This is a genomic window from Nocardiopsis sp. iso_186 (genome assembly GCF_056173365.1).
Genome location: NZ_CM149670.1, coordinates 4,630,842 through 4,649,730 on the forward strand (window position 1 = coordinate 4,630,842; position 18,889 = coordinate 4,649,730).

At 68.3% G+C, this 18,889-nt stretch carries 18 protein-coding genes and 1 pseudogene; 7 read left to right on the plus strand and 12 right to left on the minus strand.

The features are described 5' to 3' along the window. Nucleotides 1-70 precede the first annotated feature (70 nt). The 7 genes and pseudogenes from AC0VYP_RS20355 to mca form a co-directional block, all read right to left on the minus strand. Nucleotides 71-277: a hypothetical protein gene (locus AC0VYP_RS20355; protein ID WP_475471277.1), complete on the minus strand. Its 207-nt coding sequence runs from the start codon at nt 275-277 to the stop codon at nt 71-73. A gap of 155 nt (nt 278-432) precedes the next feature. Further along, nucleotides 433-1,353 carry a nucleotidyl transferase AbiEii/AbiGii toxin family protein gene (locus AC0VYP_RS20360; protein ID WP_475471279.1) on the minus strand — a complete coding sequence of 307 codons (921 nt, stop codon included), beginning with the start codon at nt 1,351-1,353 and terminating at the stop codon, nt 433-435. 27 nt (nt 1,354-1,380) lie between these two features. Next, nucleotides 1,381-2,466 (minus strand): type IV toxin-antitoxin system AbiEi family antitoxin domain-containing protein, encoded by a 1,086-nt coding sequence (locus AC0VYP_RS20365; protein ID WP_475471281.1) that lies wholly within the window; start codon nt 2,464-2,466, stop codon nt 1,381-1,383. 242 nt (nt 2,467-2,708) lie between these two features. Further along, on the minus strand, nt 2,709-2,858 hold the full coding sequence (locus AC0VYP_RS20370) for a transposase (protein ID WP_475471282.1): 150 nt from the start codon (nt 2,856-2,858) through the stop codon (nt 2,709-2,711). Between the two features lie 350 nt (nt 2,859-3,208). Continuing rightward, a pseudogene (locus AC0VYP_RS20375) lies at nt 3,209-3,295 on the minus strand (DUF255 domain-containing protein); the annotation flags it as partial. Nucleotides 3,296-3,352: 57 nt separating this feature from the next. Next, nucleotides 3,353-3,577, minus strand: a complete 225-nt coding sequence (locus AC0VYP_RS20380; RefSeq protein ID WP_475471284.1) for a hypothetical protein — start codon at nt 3,575-3,577, stop codon at nt 3,353-3,355. Next, nucleotides 3,574-4,452 carry a mycothiol conjugate amidase Mca gene (gene mca / locus AC0VYP_RS20385; protein WP_475471285.1) on the minus strand — a complete coding sequence of 293 codons (879 nt, stop codon included), beginning with the start codon at nt 4,450-4,452 and terminating at the stop codon, nt 3,574-3,576. Before mca ends, AC0VYP_RS20380 begins: the two co-directional genes overlap by 4 nt. A gap of 167 nt (nt 4,453-4,619) precedes the next feature. Here mca and AC0VYP_RS20390 point away from each other — a divergent pair, with 167 nt between their 5' ends. The 3 genes from AC0VYP_RS20390 to AC0VYP_RS20400 all read left to right on the plus strand — a co-directional run bounded on the left by AC0VYP_RS20390 (nt 4,620) and on the right by AC0VYP_RS20400 (nt 6,501). Continuing rightward, a complete protein-coding gene (locus AC0VYP_RS20390; protein ID WP_285757673.1) occupies nt 4,620-5,051 on the plus strand; it encodes a DUF4307 domain-containing protein in 432 nt (143 codons plus the stop codon). 182 nt (nt 5,052-5,233) lie between these two features. Beyond that, a complete protein-coding gene (gene greA, locus AC0VYP_RS20395; RefSeq protein ID WP_285757674.1) occupies nt 5,234-5,734 on the plus strand; it encodes a transcription elongation factor GreA in 501 nt (166 codons plus the stop codon). Nucleotides 5,735-5,916: 182 nt separating this feature from the next. Continuing rightward, nucleotides 5,917-6,501: an RDD family protein gene (locus AC0VYP_RS20400; protein WP_285757675.1), complete on the plus strand. Its 585-nt coding sequence runs from the start codon at nt 5,917-5,919 to the stop codon at nt 6,499-6,501. Between the two features lie 29 nt (nt 6,502-6,530). Here AC0VYP_RS20400 and AC0VYP_RS20405 read toward each other — a convergent pair whose 3' ends face one another. Both AC0VYP_RS20405 and AC0VYP_RS20410 read right to left on the minus strand, forming a co-directional pair. Continuing rightward, the gene (locus AC0VYP_RS20405; protein ID WP_475471287.1) at nt 6,531-7,916 is read right to left on the minus strand and encodes a hypothetical protein; all 1,386 of its coding nucleotides are present in this window, start codon (nt 7,914-7,916) and stop codon (nt 6,531-6,533) included. A gap of 116 nt (nt 7,917-8,032) precedes the next feature. Further along, a complete protein-coding gene (locus tag AC0VYP_RS20410) occupies nt 8,033-9,193 on the minus strand; it encodes an FIST signal transduction protein (RefSeq protein WP_475471288.1) in 1,161 nt (386 codons plus the stop codon). Nucleotides 9,194-9,409: 216 nt separating this feature from the next. Here AC0VYP_RS20410 and AC0VYP_RS20415 point away from each other — a divergent pair, with 216 nt between their 5' ends. Together AC0VYP_RS20415 and AC0VYP_RS20420 are read left to right on the plus strand one after the other, a co-directional pair. Then, nucleotides 9,410-10,825, plus strand: a complete 1,416-nt coding sequence (locus AC0VYP_RS20415) for a sigma 54-interacting transcriptional regulator (RefSeq protein ID WP_285757678.1) — start codon at nt 9,410-9,412, stop codon at nt 10,823-10,825. A gap of 18 nt (nt 10,826-10,843) precedes the next feature. Then, nucleotides 10,844-12,808 carry a vWA domain-containing protein gene (locus AC0VYP_RS20420; protein WP_475471290.1) on the plus strand — a complete coding sequence of 655 codons (1,965 nt, stop codon included), beginning with the start codon at nt 10,844-10,846 and terminating at the stop codon, nt 12,806-12,808. Between the two features lie 93 nt (nt 12,809-12,901). Here the strand turns inward: AC0VYP_RS20420 and AC0VYP_RS20425 are convergent, their stop codons facing one another. From AC0VYP_RS20425 to AC0VYP_RS20435, 3 genes are all read right to left on the minus strand, one after another. Beyond that, nucleotides 12,902-14,047 carry a cystathionine gamma-synthase gene (locus tag AC0VYP_RS20425; RefSeq protein WP_285757680.1) on the minus strand — a complete coding sequence of 382 codons (1,146 nt, stop codon included), beginning with the start codon at nt 14,045-14,047 and terminating at the stop codon, nt 12,902-12,904. Nucleotides 14,048-14,118: 71 nt separating this feature from the next. Further along, a complete protein-coding gene (locus tag AC0VYP_RS20430) occupies nt 14,119-14,766 on the minus strand; it encodes an acyltransferase (RefSeq protein WP_285757681.1) in 648 nt (215 codons plus the stop codon). Between the two features lie 120 nt (nt 14,767-14,886). After that, on the minus strand, nt 14,887-16,254 hold the full coding sequence (locus AC0VYP_RS20435; RefSeq protein ID WP_285757682.1) for a cystathionine beta-synthase: 1,368 nt from the start codon (nt 16,252-16,254) through the stop codon (nt 14,887-14,889). A 275-nt stretch (nt 16,255-16,529) separates the two neighbouring features. Between AC0VYP_RS20435 and AC0VYP_RS20440 the strand changes: the two genes are divergently transcribed. Both AC0VYP_RS20440 and AC0VYP_RS20445 read left to right on the plus strand, forming a co-directional pair. Beyond that, nucleotides 16,530-17,561 (plus strand): SGNH/GDSL hydrolase family protein, encoded by a 1,032-nt coding sequence (locus tag AC0VYP_RS20440; RefSeq protein ID WP_285757931.1) that lies wholly within the window; start codon nt 16,530-16,532, stop codon nt 17,559-17,561. Nucleotides 17,562-17,626: 65 nt separating this feature from the next. Continuing rightward, on the plus strand, nt 17,627-18,850 hold the full coding sequence (locus AC0VYP_RS20445; RefSeq protein WP_475471293.1) for an acetyl-CoA C-acetyltransferase: 1,224 nt from the start codon (nt 17,627-17,629) through the stop codon (nt 18,848-18,850). Nucleotides 18,851-18,889: the final 39 nt, after the last annotated feature.

Here is an 18,889-nt window from a genome sequence, read left to right on the forward strand (position 1 = left end):
GGTCAGCACCGAAACGATCCCGGCGCTGGCCTCAATCACGCAGACTGCAAAGTCCCTCTGACACTGCAGTTCAGAAGGTGCTCCCCGCGCGAACAAAGGTGGTCCGTTCCAGTATCTGTTCGTCGGTGCCGCCCCGAGCACAGGTGAAGGCGTAGCCGATCTGCACGGGCAGGTGGAGATCCTCCAAGGTGAGCGCGTCGGGGGCACCGAGGGCGCATTGCAGCGTCTCGGCCGCAGTCCAGGGACCGATGCCCGGGATGAGGTGGAGCCGGACCATCGCCCCCCGCCAGTCCCATGGACGCGGCTTCTTCCAGGCACGGCGCGCAGGATCGTGGCTGCTCGGGACCGGTCAACTCCGGCCCGGTGCCATTCGCAACTCGACTCCATCCACCAGGTGGCCGCCGACGGCGGGATCCGCATCCCACCCAAGATCTAGATCCAGGCGGTGGCGCTCGGGCTCCAGCTGCCGCTGGCGGTGCCGCTCAGCAGGGGACCGACGAAGGCGGCAGCAAGAACAGCTGCCTCGGAAAGGGTCGCGCAGCCGTTCAGTCCCAGAACCAATTTGGCTTGTTTGGGGTAGCCCTCGTGCCAATCGGTTCCGGGTATCTGGAAGGCGTCGGGGAGGGGTAGGTGAGTGCCGCAGCCGCGGCGTCTGTGAGCTTCGCGCTGCAGAGCTCGGAGAGCAGCTTGGCTGGGGACCGTCTCCTGTTGGCCGATGAGAAGAAGGTCCGCGAGATCGCGGTAACGATTGGATCCGTGCTGCCCGCTTGCGCCATGTCGTTCGTACATGGCGCAGATCTTGTCGGCGACGTGGTCAACAACCGGGTACAGACGAACCTCGGGCCAGTCCACGGGCCATTCGAGGTTGACAGCAGACCTAAGCGTGCGCACTTCGACCGCCCCGGTGAGCGGGCGACCGACGACGAGGTCAACCTTGATAGTCATCACCTCGGCGGTCCCGAGGTACACCTTGAAGGACTGGGAGCCGCCACGACCGTCCTCTGCGGCATCGGTGTACTTAGTGGGGGCGTAACGAAGAAAGTCGCCGAGGTCTAAGGCGGCCGCGTCTATGACCAGTTGCCGGACATCATCAGCCGTGAGGTCGAGGTTGGTGCTCTGAAGGTCGATGTCCTGGCTGAGGCGGGCGGCACCTCGGTAGCGGACAAGAAGGGCTTGCCCGCCTTTGATGAGCCAGCCGCTTGGGTCCCTAGTGAACACACGGGCAGCTAGCCGGTTGAAGTAGAAGATCTTCATGAGGTCGTTGACACTCATGCCAGTCTCACGGGACATTTTGCGCGCCGCCTGGCCCAAAGCCGATCGGAAGGCTCCAGGTGTGGCGTAGGTCTTCTCCAAGTGGGCATTCCCCGGCAGTCAGTTGGATCACTGATCGTACTCGGAGTCCGGTCTGCCGCCCGTGTCTTTTTGAACATCGTCCGTGCCACGGATCTGGGCTGGTTGGTCCGTAGATGTCTCGTGAGCCGCCCGGTCGCTTGATGAGTCTTGTTGTTCGACCGCGGGACAGCTTCGGACAGTTTCGGCGCGGCTTCCTGGTTCGAGAGCTCGGGGATTCGCGGTCTGCTTGTGCAAGCGCCGCACCTCCTGCAGAGGAGCGTTCGTCGCCGCAAGCTGCTCATTCATCCGCCGCGCAAACTCCTGCAGAGCACTGTTCGGCAACGCCATCTGCTCACTCATCCGCCGCATGGCCTGGATTGACTGCCGGAGGTCAGGACTAGGTTCGTAGTCGTCCCGAGTCATGAGTTCGAGGGCGGCGGCGAAGCCTTCTCTGCTGGCTCTGGCGACTTCCTGGGATCTCAGGTGCTTGCTGGCTTGATCAACCAGGTGCTCGATGAGGTCCTGCCCTGTGGCCTGGGCGGGAAGACCATAGTTGCGGGCAAAGGGCTCGACGGCTTCCTGGAGATCCTGGATCTCGATGAGGTCGAGACGTTCCGCGTCGGCGATTACTCCGCCGAGGTGGCCGCCGTCGGCTTTGGTGCGGAGCAGGTCGAGAATGGTGCGGCGAGCTGTAGTCACCGGTAGTCCTTGGACGAGGGTAATGTCGTCCGGTTCTAGTTGCACAGTGCGCAGGTGGACGAATGGCTCGGTGGTCGTGCGTCGTCGGGGCACGCTGATCTCGGCATTGGGAGCGGGAATGTCCCCCAGACCGTGGAGCTGGCATGCGGAGGCGTGGGAAACGACACCGGAGTCCCTGTCCCCCAGCGGGCGCTCCGAGGCAAAGGCCGCAGGTTGCAGGCGCAGCCAAGCAACCTTGATCTCCAGGTGCAGGGGGAAGCCTGCCGCTTGAAGGAGGTAGACACCTCTGCCGACGTTCTCGATCAGTCCCGTCTCGGCCAGGCGCATGATCTGCACGGCGCTCAGGCCGATCCGCTTCGCTTGGGCAGCAGTTACAAGGCCCCATTGGTCAGCGGCGTGCTCAGCGATACGCCTCAGCTGCTCTCCACGGTCCATGCAGCCATAGTTACACATGATTTTAAAATCTCGCAGAGTTAGTTACACGCAGATGCAACTAACTCTGCAGCGTCAGTCCACCCAAACGTAACTAACTCTGCAAGAATCACTACGGAACCGGTTCCGTTCGTTCGGACCGCCGGTCCGGTCCGCTGGCCCAGCCGATCGAGGACACGCAGCTGTAGCCCTAATAGCCCGATCCGATCAGTTCCAGGAACTCGTCTCACACCGCGTCCGGGTCGTCATCCATCCACACGTCCACCGCCTAGTAGCGGGCGAAGTGCCCGTAGGACGGTCTGCCAGAGTTTGAACCGCTCCGACAGGTCCCTCCAGGGCAGCCCGGTGCGGAACTTGAACACGATGCCCTCGAGGACCTGGCGATGGTCCCGCAATCTGCCTCGGGCGGCCCACAGGCGGCAACAACGACTCGATCACCGACCACGCCGCGTCGCCTTTCCCCACCCCTCACGACCAACCCAACGAACGGATGACCGGAAAGGCACTGCCTAGTACCTGCGGAGATCGGAAGCTTTCCCTCCCCTCCTGAGCCGCACCGAAGGTCGTCAACTTACTCAAGAAGGGCCGTCCAGCTCCAAGGTCGTCACGATGGTGTCCCACTTCTCCTTGGACCAGACAGGCGGGGCGGCAAGCTGCTCTTGCCTTCCAGGCATCAATCTTCGCTTCAACGTCGTGACCATCAGCATTCTCGATGGAACCCTATGTCGTCACAGCTGGTCGGCTCTTATGGGTTCAAATAAGTGCACTGGCACCAGTGGCAGGCGGAGTAGCCGACGGACAAGAGGAACGGGACGTCGCGGCGGTGGGCCTCGGCGAAGCACGCGCGGGCGTCACCGTGCGCCGGCCCGCCACGGGCCGGCGCACCGCGTTACTCGGTCTTGTCCTTGTCGTCGCCGGCGGTCGGGGCGGGCTCTGCCCCGAAGTCGCTGGCGCGCATGACGGCCAGATGCTTGTTCATGTTGCGCATCAGGAAGTACAGGGCACCCCCGATCAGCGCGATGACGATGAAGCCGAGCACCCCGGGGGTGACGGTGCTGGCGACGATGTTGGCGGACTGGGCGAGCTGGGGCGCTTGGGTCTGCATACCGATCATGTTCTCACCGCCTCGTGCACGCCCGCGAAGAGGTCAACCTCGGGGAGCTCGGTGTCCACCAGGGAACGGGCCAGGTGGTAGTCCTCGGTGGGCCATGCCTCGCCCTGGATCTCGTTGGGGACCGCGAACCAGAAGCTGTTGGGGTCGATCTGGGTGGCGTGCGCGATGAGGGCGCGGTCCCTGGTGTCGAAGTATTCGTCACAGGTGACCCGGGTGGTGATGTCCCACTGGGGGACGTCCCGGTCGCGCATCCGCTGCAGCCACTCGGGGAACGGGTTCTCCATGCCGCGTTCGGCGAGGACGGCCGCGATCGCCTCGAAACGCTGGGGCGGGAAGGACACGTGGTAGTAGAGCTTGAGCGGCTGCCAAGGGTCACCGGTCCCGGGATAGCGTCCCGGGTCTCCTGCGGCCTCGAACGCCTCGACCGAGACCTTGTTGCACATGATGTGGTCGGGGTGAGGGTATCCGCCCTGCTCGTCGTAGGTGAGGATGACATGCGGACGGAAACTGCGCACGGAGCGCACCAGCGGCTCCGCCGCCGTCTCCAGGGGCTGGAGGGCGAAACAGCCCTCGGGGAGCGGAGGCAGCGGATCGCCTTCGGGCAGCCCGGAATCGGTGAAGCCGGAAAACTCCTGCTCCACCCCCAGGATGGCGCGGGCCTCCGCCATCTCCTTGCGCCGAACCTCGCCGATGTTGGCCAGGATCTCCGGCCGGTCCATGGCAGGGTTCAGGATGGAGCCGCGCTCACCGCCGGTGAGCGTGACGACCAGGACTTCGACGCCTTCTTTCGCATAGCGCACCATGGTGGCGGCGCCCTTGCTCGACTCGTCGTCTGGGTGGGCATGAACGGCCATGAGCCGCAAACGCTCGGACAATGGAGATGACCCCTTGGTGATCTTTGGGCGGCTGGTGGAGGCCGCTTCGGCACCGGGTGGTGACGGTGCCCACACGCGCGGGAGGGGCGGTATGTGGGGGCGAAGCGGGAGCCTGTCGAGACAGGGCTATCTTAGACAACGTCGATCCCACGTTCGGAGATTCCCGTATGCCGCCCACGCCTGATGAAGCCACGGCCGATGCCGCGCCCACCGCGGCTCCCGCACGGCGACGGCTGGGCAACAAGCCGTTCTTCTTCGTCCTGGGCGTCCTCGCCGCGGCGGTTTTCACGGTCGGCTGGGGGCTGGCCCTGTTGAGTTACAGCGGCAACGGCCCCGGTCAGGTCCACTACCAGACCGTTGCCTGGAAGGTCGTCTCCGACTCCGAGGCGCACATCAGTTTCCAGGTCAACAGCAAGGCAGGGGCGCTGTGCCTGATCACGGCGACCGATGCGCAGCACGTCCAGGTGGGCCAGACCGAGGTGTCGGTCGGCAGCGGCGTACAGGACACCGGAACCACGATCGACACAGTTCGTCGCGCTTCGGCGGTAGAAGTGGCCTCCTGCAGGGAACAAGGTCTTTCGACCGACTCCACCGAGTAGCCTGAGCCGCCCACACCCCGAACCAGAACACCTGTCGCCCTGACCCGCACGGACCAGCCCGAGTGCATGCCGCGTGCGGGCTTTTCACGGCCCCGACACCTCAGGCTCTCGGTGCTAATCTCGTAAGTTCATCTACCGCACCCATAGGTGGCGCGGTCCCTAGACGCACTAAGGGAGTTCCCGTGACCGAGACCCGTGATGACAACGTCACCTGGCTCACCCAGGAGGCGTATGACCGGCTCACAGCGGAGCTGGAGCACCTGTCAGGGCCTGGTCGCATCGAGATCGCCGACCGGATCGAAGCCGCCCGGGAAGAGGGGGACCTGAAGGAGAACGGCGGTTACCACGCCGCAAAGGAGGAGCAGGGCAAGATCGAGGCCCGCATCGTGCATCTCCAGTCGATCCTGAACAACGCGCGCGTGGGCGAGGCCCCCCGCAGCGAGGGTGTGGTCGGCCCGGGCATGACGGTCACGATCAAGTTCGACGGCGACGACGAGGAAGTCACCTTCCTGCTCGCTTCCCGCGAGGAGAGCGGTGCGCCGATCGACGTCTACTCCCCCAAGTCCCCTCTGGGTGCGGCCATCAACGGCAAGCGTCCCGGCGAGAAGGCCAGCTACACGCTCCCCAACGGCCGGAGCAACACGGTCGAGATCATCGATGCCGTCCCCTACGGCGGGTTGTAACCCCTAGGCGATACGCGGAAGGGGTGGCCAGGGGCCACCCCTTCCGCGTTGCGCGGGTCCTCCGGCGGGCACGCGGGGAATCGGGCGCACGGCACCGGCTGACGGAAAGGGTCCACGGTTCCGCGGACTGCGAAATAGCCGGGGAAGCACGGCGGATCCGCAAAAAGCGTCATAATGCTGGAGTGAACGTTCCACACTGGCAGAACCCCCAGCCCTACGGAGGCGTTCCAGGCCCCTACCCGGGCGGACCACCGGCCCACTACGGAGGCGCCGGGTTCCCCGACAACGGGCCGGTGGACAGCCGGACCGGCCTCCGGTTGGCCGGGTTCGGGCGCAGGGTGACGGCAAGGATCATCGACTACGTCGTACTCTCCTTCGTGCTGTTCCTGTTGTTCGTCTTCATCTCGATCTTCCTCGGCGTGATCTCTTCGGACGGGGAGATCTCCGACAGTTCCGCCGGCGTGCTGGCCTGGGTGGTCCTCTTCGGCTGGGGCGTCGCGCTGTTCCTGTACGACTGGCTGTTCCTCATCGGCTCCGGCCGGACCCTGGGCCAGATGGCGCTCTCCGTCCGCGTGGTGCGCACCGACGGCGGGCCGTTGCGCCAGGGCCAGACGATCCTGCGCAGCGCTTTCTTCGGGCTCCCGCAGTCGGTGCTGTGCCTGGGGCAGTTCTGGACGCTGGTGGACTGTCTTGCTTCGTTGACCGACGCCCAGCGCTCCCAGTCACTGCACGACCGGGCGGCCGGAACCATCGTGGTGAGGACCTGACCACGGTCCGGCTCCTTGAAACGGCCGGCCTAGTAGGTCGGAGCGGATCCGCCGCAGGGACGAACGGGTTCGACCGGCGCGACCGGTTTCGGCGCTGCCGGGCAGGACGGGGCATACCCGGTCGGTTCCTCGGGCTCCACTGCCGCCTCCGCACAGGACGGCGCCTCACTGCCCCCGGACACGAACGAGGCCGGCAGGTAGTCGGCCGTTCCGATCCGATACCAGGTGTCACTGGTGCCCTGCGGACCGGTCACCTCGGTTCCCGTCGCCTGGCAGGCGACGTCCACGTTGGCCCGGTGCGCGGCCAGACCGATGTCGTCGTGGGACGTACTGGGACCTGAGCGCACGATCACCGGGTCGGAGCCGTTGGCAGACCCCACTTCCGCGCGGTGGGCGTAACGACCGGTCCACAGGTAGTCCACGGTGACCCAGGCGTTGGTGCGCAGCCGCAGTCCCTCCCAGAAGGCACCGTCGGCGAGGTCGATGCCCGCAGGGTTGGCGACCCTGCGCCCGAATCCGTCCAGCCCCCTGTTGTAGCCCTCCTGGTTGGCCGCCTGGGCCTGGGGCTTGCCCTGCGGCAGGTCGGTCCAGCTCTCCCGCGGGTTGTTCCAGTAGTCGTCCTTGATGTTCCACGGCCCGACGTCCCACACGGGGACGTAGACGCAACGGGGCTCAGCGGAATCGGGGGTGCACACCCGGACCGTGTAGTCACCGGTTCCTTTGGGTGCCAGGCCCCGTCTGGACGGCAGCGCGGCGAAGTGGGCATTGGGGCGGATGGTGTCCCCGTTCGCGGTGCGGTCTCCGACCAGTCCGATACGCGTGGTGAAGACCCGGGAGGATTGGGGGGCGCCCGGAGTCGCACGCCGTTCGGCACCACCCTCGATCGGGCGTACCCGCACCCCTGAGACGTGGGCGGCGGGCCCCGCGGCGGGGTCGATCGCCACCCGTACCTGAACCTGGTCAACCTGGTCGGGCAACTCGAATCGGCTGGTGGCCGTAGGGTCGGGCGCTTGCCGCCATTCGGTCCAGATCCCGTCGGAACGCACTCCGCGCGCCTCCACTGTGAGGTCGGCGCGCCCGGCGTCGGTGTCAACCTCGATCTCCACGGCGCCTGCCCTGTGCTGGAGATGGTGTGCGGGGAAGACCGCCAGTGCGGAAGGCACTCCCCCGTGGATATCGCGTGCGGTGGAAGGGTCGGGGGCGAATCCGCCGACGGGCCCGACCGGGGTCAGTCCCGTGTCGCTCAGGGTGACGCCCGACAGATCGGCCGCGGCCAGGTCCTCGCGGATCCAGGAGTCCGTGGCGTGGTCTTCTTCCCCGACCACGGCCTGCGCCGGTTCCGGGCGCGGCAGAACCGCCAGCGTCACGGCTCCTGCCGCGGCGACGGCACCGAGTCTCATCCAGGCGTGCGGCATGTCCGTGCCCTCCATGTCGTTTTGACCACCCCCAGTAAGCACCCGGAGTCGGACGGTCACGAAGAGGGCGCGCCGGACAATGTCGGACACGCCGGTAAAGAAACCCCCATCGGGGGTCAGCCGGTGAAAGCGAGGACGCAGGCGGTAAAACCGTGCAGGTGGTTGCGGCCGGCGACGGGACCGATCTCCCCGGCGGCGAAGAAGCCGCCGACCGCGTTGACCCCCAAGGTCTGACGCACGCAGGCGACGTCGTGGTCGGCGCTGGAGAACATCTGGGTCCCGCGGCCGTTGCAGGAGAACAGCAGCGCTGCTTCGGCGCCTGCCCCGGGCCCTTCGGCGAACTCGCGCAACTGTTCCACCAGGTCGCTGTCGGCGCTGTCGTGGTCGCGGACCTGGAACCGTACGGTCTGCCCGACCTCGACCATGTCACCGATGGTGATCGCGCCGTGGTCGGGGTCCGCCTCGACCACGCCGCGGATGAGGAAGTCCCCTTGTTCGTGGCGTTCGGCGTATTCGTCCATGGCGATACCGATGTGCAGCCCTTGTGCCACCAGGTCCTGTTCCTCGGTGGGAATCGCGTTGACGATGTCCTCGAGCTTGTCGTAGGCGGGGGTACCGGCAAGCTCCAGGATGACGTTGTCCTCGGCCTTGGTGACGGCCATGGACGGCCCGATGGGGCGGCAGCCCTGACTGACGGCGGTTCCCGCCACCCCCTCGCCCCCGAGCAGCAGGCCCACGGCGCCTGCCCGGACCGTCTCTCCCTGGAGGAACAGTCGGACGTCCTCGGCGCCGTGCGCGCCGTCCGCGAGCCCGCCGACTATGGGCAGTTCGCCGAGTACCGGGTGGGAGCGCTGCACGAAGGAATGCGTGGGGAAGACGTAGGGGTCGGCCAGCAGCAGGGCCGCGCGGTCGGCCGGGGCGGGCTCGGTCATCCCGACGATGGCGAGACGCTCGCCCTCCGGCACTGCGTCAAGGCCGAAAGGGGTCAGGGTCACTCCGGGAAGCATCGCCGCCCACACGCTCACCGCGCCTTGACCCTCGACCCCGCGACCGCCGCCGATGACCCCGTTGCCACTGCACCCGATGGTGGTCGCCGTCTCGGCGAGGGCCATCACCCGCTCCCCGGCGAGCCCCACCTCCTCGGCATCGGTTCCGCTGACGAAGACGCAGACAAGGTCCGCCGGACCGTCGAGCTTGCCGAGTGCGAGTTCCGCGGCACGCTCGGCCGCACTCACCAGATCGGCCCCGGTCGCCAGGGCATCGCCGAACCGGGCCACTCGCCAGCCTCCTTGTTGAGTAGTGCAAGGTATCTGCTTCATTGTCCCAGCAACGCACGGACGCGCGCCGACGACCCGGTTCCGCCGGGGTCGTGGTCCGCCCGGACGTGCTTCCCCACCTTCTCGGGCCCTACCCTGCGCACTCACCGAGCAGCCAGGACAAAGTTGTGGTGCGCGTCACTACCGCAGTGGGCGTCACGCAATAGACTCGCCCCTGTGTCAGATCACGCAGACCTCCCCCCGACCCTGGGTGCGCTGCGCGCCTCCGGGCACGTCCACCGCACCGTCAAGGACGAGATCCGCGCGAACCTGCTGGAACGCATGCGGACCGGCCGGGAGCGCTTTCCCGGGATCGTCGGATTCGACGACACGGTGCTTCCCCAGCTGGAACGGGCCCTTCTGGCGGGGCACGACGTGGTGCTGCTCGGCGAGCGCGGCCAGGGCAAGACCCGGCTCATCCGGACGGTCGCCGGCTTGCTCGACGAGTGGACCCCCGTCGTCACCGGGTGCGCCCTCAACGACCACCCCTACGCACCGGTCTCCCCCGAGGCGCGTCGCCTGGCGGCCGAGCACGGCGACGACCTCCCGATCTCCTGGCGGCACCGGGGTGAGCGCTACGGCGAGAAGTTGGCGACCCCCGACACCGGCGTCGGTGACCTGATCGGTGACGTCGATCCGGTCCGGCTGGCCGAGGGACGGAGCCTGGGCGATCCCGAGACCGTGCACTATGGTCTGGTCCCGCGCTCCAACCGGGGTGTCTTCTGCCTCAACGAGCTGCCCGACCTGGCCGCCCGGATCCAGGTGGCGATGCTCAACGTGCTGGAGGAGCGCGACGTCCAGATTCGCGGCTACCAGTTGCGGCTGCCGCTGGACATGCTCGTCATCGCCAGCGCCAACCCCGAGGACTACACCAACCGGGGGCGGATCATCACCCCGCTCAAAGACCGGTTCGGGGCGCAGATTCGCACCCACTACCCCCCGGATCTGGCCGACGAAGTGGCCCTGATCGCCCAGGAGAGCGACGTCAAGGGCACCGTAGTGGTACCGCCGCACCTGGTGGAGATCGTTGCCCGCTTCACCCGCCTGGTGCGCGAGTCCTCCTCCGTGGACGAACGCTCGGGCGTGTCGGCACGGTTCGCCATCGCGGCCTTGGAGACCGCTGCGGCATCGGCGGAGCGCCGGGCAGCCCTGGTGTCGGAGAAGCGCCCGGTGGCACGGGTGTGCGACCTGCTTCCTGCCGTGGGGACACTGCGCGGCAAGGTCGAGTTCGAGGTGAGCGAGGAGGGCCGGGAGGCGGAGGTGCTGACGCACCTGCTGCGCCGCGCCGTCTACGACGCCTTCCGCGACACACTGGGCGGGGTGGACCTCGGTCCTCTCGTGGAACGGTTCAGCGAGGGCTCGACGGTCGAGTCCGGCGAACTGGTCTCAGCGGGGGAGCTCCTGGAGCGGGTGGGGCCCGTGCGCGGCCTGTCCGAGCTCCTGGACCGGGTGCGTCCCGAGGACGAGGACGACCCGGCGGTCGAACCCGGGTACGCCGCGGCAGCCCTAGAGTTCGCCTTGGAGGGCCTCTACCTGAACCGGCGACTGTCCAAGGACACCGTCGCCGGTGGCGGAGCCCGTTACCGCACCTGATCGACGAGGACGTGGGCGATGAGCGGGTTTCGCTACGGGGAGTACGAAGACGGGCCCGACCCTCTTCGTGCGCCCTATGACGTGCGCGCGGCGTTGGACGAGCTGGGACGGTCCATCATGGCCGGTGAAAGACCGGGCCAGGCACTGCGCGAGCTGCTCCGACGCGGTGTACGCGGATTGGGTGGTCTTGAGGACCTGCGGCGTCGGGCCTCGGAACGGGCCGGGCGGCTCCGATCGTCGGGCCGGTTGTCGGGCACCTTGGAGGAGGCCCGACGGCTGCTGGACCGCGCCGTGGGCGAGGAGCGCGCCGCGCTCTTTCCCGACCCCGGAGACGAGGCGAGGTTGCGCGAGGCCCAACTCGATGACCTGCCGGCCGACGCCGCAGCCGCGGTGCGCGGCCTCGCCGGGTACGAGTGGCGGTCCGACACCGCGCGGGCAACGTTCGAGGAACTGCGCAGCCTGCTGCGGCGCGAGGTGCTGGACGCGCAGTTCCGTGGGATGAAACAGGCTCTCTCCGGGGGGTCCCCCGAAGAGCTGCGGCGCGTGGCGACGATGCTGGACGCGTTGAACGCGATGCTGGCGGCTGACGATCGCGGCGAACACGGCCGGGTCAACTTCGAGCGTTTCATGGCCGAATACGGCGACCTCTTCCCCGACCAGCCCCGCGACCTCAGGGAACTCGTGGATTCGTTGGCGCGGCGGTCCGCGGCGGCACGGCGGGTGCTGAACTCGCTGACCCCGGCTCAGCGTGCCGAACTCGATGCGCTGGGCCGTCAGGCAGCCATCGACTCCGGCTTGGCAGACCGGCTCGACCGGCTGGGGCAATCGCTGCGTTCGCGCCGCCCCGACCTCGACTGGTCCGGTGGTGAGGCGGTGGACGGCGGGACCGCGCTGGGGATGGGCGACGCCACCGGCGTGCTGGAAGAGCTGGCCGAACTCGCCGAACTCGACTCCGCCTTGGGACAGGACTACCCCGGTGCCCGCCTGGACGACGTGGACTCCGCTGCGGTGCGTCGGTCCTTGGGGACGGGCGCGGCCGAGGAGCTAAAGCGCCTGCGGGAACTCGACCGGCAGCTGCGCGATCAGGGGTACCTCTCGGGTTCGCGCAACAAGCTGGAGCTCACGCCCAAGGCGGTGCGGCGGCTGGCCGACACAGCGTTGCGCGACGTTCTCTCCGATCGCTCTGCGCCCCGCCCGGGCGCTCACTCCGTCTCGGACACGGGTGCTTCCGGCGAGCGCACCGGCACGACCCGTCCCTGGCGCTTCGGTGACGAGCAGCCGCTGGATGTGGTGCGAACGGTCGTCAATGCTGCTGCTCGCCCTGCGGGGCCGGCCGGGCGGGTGCGACTGCGGCCCGAGGACTTCGAGGTGGCCGAGACCGAGCGGCGCGATGCGGCAGCGGTGTGCCTGCTGGTGGATCTGTCCTACTCGATGGTGGGCCGCGACCTGTGGGGGACAGCCAAACAGACCGCGATGGCACTGCACTCGCTGGTCAGCACGCGCTTCCCCCAGGACGCCGTGCAGATCATCGGGTTCAACGACTACGCACGGGTGTTGGCCCCGGGTGAACTGGCGGAGCTTTCCCTGGACTGGGTGCAGGGCACCAACCTGCACCAGGCGCTGGCCCTGGCCGGACGGCACCTGGACCGCCATCCGGAGTTCGACCCGGTTGTACTGGTCGTGACCGACGGCGAGCCCACCGCCCATCTGGATTCCGAGGGGACGGCCCGGTTCGCCTATCCCCCGGCGGCCGAGACGACCGAGGCGACCATGGCCGAGGTGGACCGGATGACTCGGCGTGGGGCACGGCTCACCGTGTTCATGTTGGCCGACGACCCGCGGTTGACCGCTTTCGTGACAGAGGTGGTGGATCGCAACGGTGGCCGGATGCTTCGGCCCGACCCCGACCGGTTGGGCGCGTTCGTGGTGGACGCCCTGCTGACCCGGCGCGGTTCCGGAAGACGCGCCCGGCGTCGCCCCTGACCCGCGCCGCTTGGCGGGCGGGCCGGGGCGATCGCGTCGTCGCCGCGTCGCCGGACGTCTCCTGACACGTCGTCGCGGACGGCACCCTGCGGTCTACTCCCCCAGAGCGGTCAGCAGGTCGGCGACGAGGTCGTCACCGGACTCGATTCCCACGGAGATCCGCACCAGGTCGGCGGGAACCTCCAGCGGTGACCCCGCGGTGGAGGCGTGTGTCATGCGTCCCGGGTGTTCGATGAGGGACTCCACGCCTCCCAGCGACTCCGCCAGGGTGAACAGTTCGGTCCGATCGCACACCCGCAACGCCGCCTCCTCGCCGCCGCGCAGCCGGAAGGAGACCATCCCTCCGAAAGCGCTCATCTGGGCTGCGGCGACCTTGTGGCCGGGGTGCTCGGACAAACCGGGGTACAGGACCTGAGCGACGGCGGGGTGCTCGACCAGTTCGGCGACGACGCGCTCGGCGTTGGCGCAGTGACGGTCCATGCGCACGCCCAGCGTCTTGATCCCGCGCAGGGTCAGCCACGCGTCGAAGGGACCGGCCACCGCTCCCATCGTGTTCTGGTGGAAGGCGACACGCTCCCCCAGCTCGGCGTCGGCCGTGACCAGCGCCCCGCCGACCACGTCGGAGTGCCCTCCCAGGTACTTGGTGGTGGAGTGCACGACCGCGTCCGCGCCCAGCGTGATGGGACGTTGCAGGTAGGGCGAGGCGAAGGTGTTGTCCACGATCAGCAGCGCGCCCGCCGCGTGCGCGATCTCGCCCAGCGCCCCGATGTCGGCGATGTTGAGGAGCGGGTTGGTGGGCGTCTCGACCCAGACCGCGACCGTTTCCGGGCGGATCGCGGCGCGTACGGCGTCCAGGTCGGACAGGTCCACGGCATCCCAGCCGACGCCCCAGCGCTGTAGGACCTTGGACACCAGTCGGAAAGTACCCCCATAGGCGTCGCCCGGGATGATCAGGTGGTCCCCGGGCTTGGCGATGGTGCGCAGCAGGGTGTCCTCTGCCGCCATGCCCGAAGCGAAAGCCAGTCCGCGCGCCCCCGACTCCAGTGCCGCCACGCACTCCTCCAGGGCGGCGCGCGTGGGGTTGCCGGTCCGGGAGTACTCGTAGCCCCCACGCAGCCCACCCACGCCGTCCTGGCGGTAGGTGCTTGTCTGGTAGATGGGGACCACAACCGCACCGGTCTCGGCGTCGGCCTCCTGACCAGCGTGGATGGCCAGTGTTTCAAAACCCTCGTAAGTCATGGGCTCAGGGTAGTGCCGCCGCCGCACCGATTCCGCGCGCTTTCCACGGATCGGGCGGGTGAGGTGTGCCCTCAGTCGGCGGGCGGAGCCGCGTTCTCACGGAGGGGCGGCGACCAGCCGTCTTGCGCATCGTAACGGCGGACGACCCGACCGGGGACCCCCGCGATGACGCTGTGGTCGGGGTAGTCGCCCGGCCGCACGACCGAACCGGCCGCAACCACGCAGTTGCGCCCCAGATGCACCCCCGGGAGGATCACCGCGTTCGCACCGATCCAGGTACCCGCACCGATACGCACGGGGCTTTCCGCGGGCCACTGGTGCCCCACAGGGGTCTCGGTGTCGGCGTAGACGTGGTTCTGGTCGGTGATGTAGACGTAGGGGCCGGTGAAGACGTTGTCCTCGATGACGATGGACCGGTGTGCGACCACGTGCGAACCGCGGCCGATGGTGCAGCCGTCGCCAATGGTGACGAGCGGTACCGGGCCGAGGTCCAGGCCGGGGACGAATCCGGCGGTGAGGGTGATGTCGCCGCCCAGGAGCGTGTGGGCGCCGAGGCGGATCCAGGGTTCGCCGAAAACGGTGGCCGGCGGGAATGCTATCGAGGTTCCCTCCCCGTAGGCCGCGAAGCGCGCCGCAGCATGCGACCCCCGTTTGATGTCGGCCTTGCGTCTGGCCCATGACCAGGCCGCGCGCACCGCCCAGGAAATCAGCCGTGACACCGCTCCCCTCCTCCGCTCGCCGGCACTACCGAGGGGCATCAGTCAACCAGTGCCGGGCAAGCCCCCTGTCCCGGGGGCGCCGTCCGGGGGCCGGCCGCGGCGGGCCGACCCCGGACCGGGTCAGCCCGCGAGGTGGGCGAGCAGGTCCTGGCGGGTCAGCAGCCCGGCGGGCTTCCCGTCCACGAGGACGACCACGGCGCCGGCCTGCTGAAGCAGCTCGACGCACCGGCTCACCGGCTCACCGGATCCCGCCAGCGGCAATGGGGCGCTCATGTGCGACTCGACCGGGTCGCTCAGCTCGGCGCGCCCGTTGAACAGGGCGTCGAGAAGGTCCCGCTCGGCAATCGCGCCGACGACCTCGGCCGCCATGACCGGAGGCTCTTCCTTCATCACCGGCAGCTGGGACACCCCGTACTCGCGCATGATGGCCACCGCGGTGCCGACGGTCTCGTCCGGGTGCGTGTGCACGAACTCGGGCAGCGAGGCGCCCTTGCCCGCGAGGACCTGTCCCGCGGTCGCCTCCTCGGTCTCGGCGGAAAGGAAGCCGTAGTCGGCCATCCACTCGTCGTTGAAGATCTTGCCGAGGTAACCGCGACCGCCGTCGGGCAGCAGGACCACGATGACGTCGTCGGGCGCGGCGGTGGCCGCCACCTTGAGCGCGGCGGCGACAGCAAGCCCGCAGGAGCCGCCGACCAGCAGTGACTCGTCCTTGGCGAGCTGACGGGTCATGAGGAAGGACTCTTTGTCGCTGACCGCGATGACCTCGTCGCAGATCTCGGTGTCATAGGTCTGGGGCCAGATGTCCTCGCCGACACCCTCGACGAGGTAGGGGCGTCCGCTTCCCCCGGAGTAGACCGATCCTTCGGGGTCGGCCCCGATGACCTTGACCTTTCCTCCGGAGACCTCCTTGAGGTAGCGTCCCGCGCCGGAGATGGTGCCGCCGGTGCCGATCCCCGCGACGAAGTGGGTGATGCGGCCTTCGGTCTGCTCCCACAGTTCCGGGCCGGTGCTCTCGTAGTGCGACTGGGGGTTGTTGGGGTTGGTGTACTGGTCGGGCTTCCAGGCGTCCGGAGTGCTCTCGGCGAGGCGGTCGGACACCGAGTAGTAGGAGTCGGGGTGGTCGGGGGCGACCGTGGTGGGGCAGACCACGACCTCTGCACCGTAGGCGCGCAGCACGGCGAGCTTGTCGTTGCTGACCTTGTCCGGGCAGACGAAGATGCAGCGGTACCCCTTCTCCGCCGCCACGATGGCAAGTCCCACGCCGGTGTTGCCCGAGGTGGGCTCGACGATGGTCCCACCCGGTTTGAGCAGGCCCTTCTTTTCCGCATCCTCGACCATGCTCAGGGCGATCCGGTCCTTGACCGACCCGCCGGGGTTGAAGTATTCGACCTTGGCCAGGACGGTCGGTGCGAGTCCTTTGGCGACCTTGCGCAACCGAACCAGCGGGGTGTCGCCGACCAATTCGATCAGAGAGTTGTAGACCCGCATCAGCGGCTCCCCCTTGCTTTCTAGCGTGCTCCTGCAACCGTGGATCTCACGGCGCTCACTGTCAGCAGCGGTCATTTCACCGCCACAGAGCCGGTCGAGCCGGTTTTCATTCGACCTTAACGCGGGCTTCGGGCTCCACGACCTCACTCGCACAGTTCACGCGAGGTTCGTCGTGTCGCGCACCCTCCCGGCATAACCTGACTGTTTGGATGACGTGGCGGGGATAAGCCTTCACCCCCGCACCCGGCAGCTCGACGCAGGAGGCGAAAGGCATGGTGCTGCGCGCCGCACGCGCACGGAGGATCGCGACCGCCACGGCGTTCGGGGGCGGTGGACTGACACTGTTGGGCGCCAGCACCCTGGTCCTGCTGTATGTGCAGGTCCGCGCAGCCTACCGGTCGATCGGGCAGACCGAGTGGAAGCGCCCCAAGGACAACGGGCTCTACGGCACCGGCGACGGCGAGCCAATCCGATTCGTGATGATGGGCGACTCCACCGCCGCCGGCTTCGCGGTGACCGATGCGTTGCAGACACCGGCGGCGTTGATCGCCTCGGGCCTGGCGGCAGCCGCGGATCGGCCTGTCCGGTTGCGCAACGTGGCGAGGGTGGGGGCGACCTCGCGCGACCTCCTGGCGCAGTTGGAGAAGATCCGCCCCCTTTCACCGCGCCTGGCCGTCGTCTTCGTCGGGGCCAACGACGTGACGCACCGGATTCGCCCTGCCGACGCGGTCGCCCACCTGCAGTACGTGGTCCGAGAACTGGTCGGCGCCGGCACAGCGGTGGTGGTGGGCACCTGCCCCGACCTGGGGACGGTGCAGCCGTTCGCGCAGCCGCTGCGGTACATCGCCCGTCGGGCTTCACGTCAGCTGGCCGCGGCGCAGACCATCGCGGTGGTCGAGGAAGGCGGTCGCACGGTATCGCTGAGCGACCTGCTCTCCGACGACTTCCAGCTGTACCCGGATGAAATGTTCGGCCCGGACCGCTTCCACCCCTCTGCGCGTGGCTACGCCCAGGCCGCGACCGCGGTCCTTCCTTCCGCGTGCGCGGCGCTGGGCCTGCTTCCCGAGCCCGTTGATCCCGCAACCGGGCGAGGCGAAGGCGTACTGCCGGTGCACCGCGCAGCGGCGGCCGCGGCCGAACGGGCCGGGACCGAGGTCAGCGGCGCGCGCGTGGCCGGAGTCGAGCACGGTCCACGGGGCCGCTGGGCGCGGCTGCTGCGCCGCGAGGCCCAACCGGACGCCACCGGTTTCCAGCAGGATCCGACCAATGAGACCCCGCAGGCCGACAGCGGACCCGCCAAGCGTTAACGTGCGAGTAACCAAGCAGGCACTACGGGTCTGCTCGGCACCGCTTCGACAGAAAGGCCGCGAACATGCCCGAGGCAGTCATCGTCGCAACGGCGCGCTCCCCCATCGGACGGGCGTTCAAGGGATCTCTCAAAGACCTACGGCCCGACGACATCGCCGTGCAGATCATCTCGGCGGCCCTCGCCAAGGTGCCGCAGCTGGACCCGTTGACCATCGACGACCTGCTGGTCGGTTGCGGGCTGCCGGGTGGCGAGCAGGGATACAACCTGGCTCGGGTGATCGCGGTCCAACTGGGCCTGGACACCGTTCCGGGTGCGACCGTCACGCGCTACTGCTCCTCGTCGCTGCAGACCACCCGCATGGCCTATCACGCGATCAAGGCCGGCGAGGGCGACGTGTTCGTCTCGGCCGGCGTGGAGATGGTGAGCCGGTTCGTGAAGGGCAGCAGCGACTCCCTGCCCGACACCAAGAACCCGCTGTTCGCCGGTGCCGAGGCCCGCACCGAGAAGCGCGCCGAGGGCGGAAGTCCTGCGTGGGGCGACCCGCGCGACGACGGCGACGTGCCCGACGTCTACATCGCGATGGGCCAGACCGCGGAGAACGTCGTCCAGCTTCGCGGCCTGTCGCGCCGGCGTCAGGACGAGTTCGGTGTGCGCTCGCAGAACCTGGCCGAGAAGTCCCTGGACAACGGTTTCTGGGAGCGCGACATCACCCCGGTGACCCTCCCCGACGGCACCGTGGTCTCTGCCGACGACGGTCCTCGACGCGGCACCACCTACGAGAAGGTCTCGCAGCTCAAGCCGGTTTTTCGCCCGGACGGAACGGTAACGGCCGGAAACTGCTGCCCGCTCAACGACGGCGCGGCAGCGTTGGTCGTCATGAGCGACGTCAAAGCCGCCCAACTGGGCATCACACCGCTTGCACGAATCGTCTCGACCGGCGTGACCGGCCTGTCCCCCGAGATCATGGGCCTGGGGCCTGTCGAGGCGTCCCGCCAGGCGCTGGCGCGGGCGAACATGGCGATCTCCGACGTGGACCTGGTGGAGATCAACGAGGCGTTCGCCGCACAGGTCCTGCCCTCGGCAGATGACCTGGGGATCGACATCGAGGCGAAGCTGAACGTCAACGGCGGCGGCATCGCGGTGGGCCACCCGTTCGGGATGACCGGTGCCCGCATCACCACGACACTGATCAACAGCCTGAGCTTCCACGACAAGACCTTCGGTCTGGAGACCATGTGCGTGGGCGGCGGGCAGGGCATGGCCGCGGTGTTCGAACGACTGAGCTGATACCGGCACACCACCCGGGAGCGGGGCATCGCATGTGAA